Origin of the sequence: Streptomyces sp. NPDC059142 (genome assembly GCF_042755665.1) — a bacterium.
Lineage (GTDB): Bacteria > Actinomycetota > Actinomycetes > Streptomycetales > Streptomycetaceae > Streptomyces.
On sequence record NZ_JBHZDA010000125.1, the window covers coordinates 14,929 to 17,895 of the forward strand.

Annotated in this window: 1 protein-coding gene and 1 pseudogene; one reads left to right on the forward strand and one right to left on the reverse strand. The window is 70.6% G+C overall.

The window, feature by feature from the left end:
* Positions 1-107: 107 nt before the first annotated feature.
* Complete coding sequence (locus tag ACFXPK_RS29830) at positions 108-773, reverse strand: hypothetical protein (RefSeq protein WP_385080201.1); 666 nt, start codon at positions 771-773, stop codon at positions 108-110.
* Between the two features lie 527 nt (positions 774-1,300).
* Between ACFXPK_RS29830 and ACFXPK_RS29835 the strand changes: the two are divergent.
* Positions 1,301-2,803 (forward strand): annotated as a pseudogene (locus ACFXPK_RS29835) (glutamate--cysteine ligase); the annotation flags it as partial.
* Positions 2,804-2,967 lie beyond the last annotated feature (164 nt).

Genomic DNA, 2,967 nt, shown 5'->3' on the forward strand with positions numbered 1-2,967 from the left:
TTTCCGGGGGGTTCGCTGTGGCCTGAGCTGACCACGCCGCTGGGGCGGCTACGGCCCCCGCGCCCGAGGGGGCCGCGGGGCACAGGGGCCGGAGTTCCGGAGCGCGTTCAGGCCGGGGTGCGGAGCAGCGGCGGGGCCGGCGTGAGCGGTGGAGCGGGGGCGAGCGGAGGGGCCGGGGGGAGCACGGAGGCGGGGGTGAGCCGCAGCCCGATCACGGGCAGCAACTCGGCGACCCGGTGCGGGCGGTGCGCGGCGATGCCGGGCGGCGCGGGCGCCAGCGGCACGAGGATGTCGGCCGGCGCGGGCGCGCCCGCGCCGGGGTCGGCCTCCATGTCGCCGTGCAGCCAGAGGGTGAGCATGTACAGCTCGGGTATGGAGAGCAGCCGGGCCTGGTAGGACGTCGTCAGGCCCTCGGCCTGGCGCAGCGCGCGCTCCGTGGAGGGCAGGTACGGGCCCTCGAAGAAGCGCGAGAAGGTCCAGCCGTCCGCGGTGAGCACGGTGTCGGCGGCGGCCACCGTGCGCTCGCCGCTGCGGATCAGGAAGCGCCAGCCTGTCAGCCTGGTCCGCGGCGCTCCGCCGCCCGGTGTGGTGGTGCGGTCCTCCTGGTTGACGTGGTCGAGCACATGGACGGGGAGCGGGAGTTCGGGGCTCAGCGGTCCCTGGACGGACTGCAGAGCGGGGGTGCGTCCATCGCGCACGGCGGTGGGGGAACCGAGTGCCGCGAGAACGCTGCGCAGGGCGGGCGCCGGGGCCGGGGGTACATGCAGCGGCATGGTGGGTTGCCTCTCATTCAGGAGACAGGGTGACGCGTGAAATGGAGCGTGGGCGGGTGCGGACATCGCTGTCGGCGTGCGGGGTCAGAGGTGGGTCACCGGGTCGTGTACGACCGGGCGCCGACTCTCTGCCTCGTGGGCAGAGTTTATACGACGCGTGTTCACACCATGTTTCCGCTAGCCGCACCGGGTATTGCGGGCAAGGCACTATTAAGTCTTTCTCCCACGCGTTTTCTGTGGATGAATAGCGGAGGAGCGGTGCCTGGCCTGGGCTGATTCGCCGGACGGGGTCGGCCGAAAATGGTCGGCGATTCCGCAGGGCCTTCGAGAAGTGGAAACGAAAATCCACTACCCACTCTGTCGCCCGTCATGCCGAGTGAATGTGCCGGACGCATCGGGGGCCGGAGTCGCCACCCTACCGGGCGTCGGCCCGGAGCGGGACGTTACGGATCACTCTGTGTGGGCATTATCGATCGTGACGCGAGCGGCCCCAGCCGCCGGAAGCCCAGTCGAGGAGGGACACTTCGATGGGGGAGAAGGTCGAAGCGGGCGGTTCCGACCTGTCCGATCGGCAGAAATACCGCAGGAAGCTCCAACAGTGCCTCAGGGTGCTGGAGCGACTACTGGCGGAGGAGAGGTTCGACCGGCCCAAGAATCTGATGGGCCTGGAGATCGAGCTGAATCTGGCGGGCTCCGACGGGATGCCCCGCATGATGAATGCGGAGGTGCTGAAGCGCATCGCGAGTGGAGATTTCCAGACCGAACTCGGAATGTTCAACATGGAAGTGAACGTGGCTCCCCACCGGCTGGGCGGGCGCGTACTCGACCAACTCGCCGAGGAACTGCGCACGGGCCTCGGATATGCCCATCGCAAAGCCAGTGAGGTCGACGCGGGGATCGTGATGATCGGAATTCTTCCGACCCTCACCCAGCACGACGTGGTCTCCGCGAACCTTTCCGACGTGGAGCGCTACACACTCCTCAACGACCAGATGGTGGCGGCCCGCGGCGAGGATTTCACCCTCGACATCGAGGGCGTGGAACGGCTCACGTGCACCTCGGCCTCCATCACCCCGGAAGCCGCCTGCACCTCCGTACAACTGCACCTCCAGGTCACCCCCGACCGGTTCTCCGACGTGTGGAACGCGGCCCAGGCGGTGGCGTCCGTACAGGTGGCACTCGGTGCCAACGCGCCTTTCCTGTTCGGCCGGGAGCTGTGGCGCGAGTCCAGGCCGCCGCTCTTCGAACAGGCCACCGACACCCGGCCGCCGGAGCTGAAGGCCCAGGGGGTACGCCCCAGGACCTGGTTCGGGGAGCGCTGGATCAGCTCCGCCTACGACCTCTTCGAGGAGAACCTGCGCTACTTCCCCCCGCTGCTGCCGATCTGTGACGACGAGGACCCCATGCGGGTCCTGGACGCGGGAGGGATGCCCGACCTCCAGGAGCTGGCGCTGCACAACGGCACGGTCTACCGCTGGAACCGGCCGGTGTACGAGGTCGCCGACGGCGCCCCGCATCTGCGCGTGGAGAACCGGGTGCTGCCCGCGGGACCCACCGTCACCGATGTCATCGCGAACGTCGCGTTCTACTACGGACTCGTGCGGGCGCTCGCCGAGGACGCCCGGCCGGTGTGGCGCCGGCTGCCCTTCGAGGACGCCGCCCGGAACTTCGAGGAGGCGTGCCGGCACGGCATCGACGCGGAGCTGCGCTGGCCGCGCCCGGGCCGTACCGGCGGGATGACGACCGTACCGGCGGTGAAGCTCGTACGCGACGAACTGCTGCCGCTCGCCGCGGCGGGGCTCGACGCCTGGCAGGTCGCGCCGGTCGACCGGGACTTCTACCTCGGGGTGATCGAGGAGCGGTGCAAGCGCCGGGTGAACGGCGCCTCCTGGCAGGTGGAGACCTTCCACCGGGCGCTGGAGGCCGGTCTGGAGCGGGAGGCGGCGCTCGCGGCGACGACCCGCCGCTACTGCGAGCTGATGCACAAGGGCGAGCCGGTGCACACCTGGCCGTCGGGGTTCCCGGCGCCGCCCGAGGCGGGAGGCTCCGGCCCCGGAGGCCCCGGAGGCCCCGGAGGCCCCGGAGGCCCCGGGGGCATCGACGGCCCCGGCGGTTCCGACGCGGGTCCGTTCGCCACCGGGAGTAGGTTAGCCGCCAGTCCGGTGTGACAAGACCCGCGCCCCCACCAGCGCAC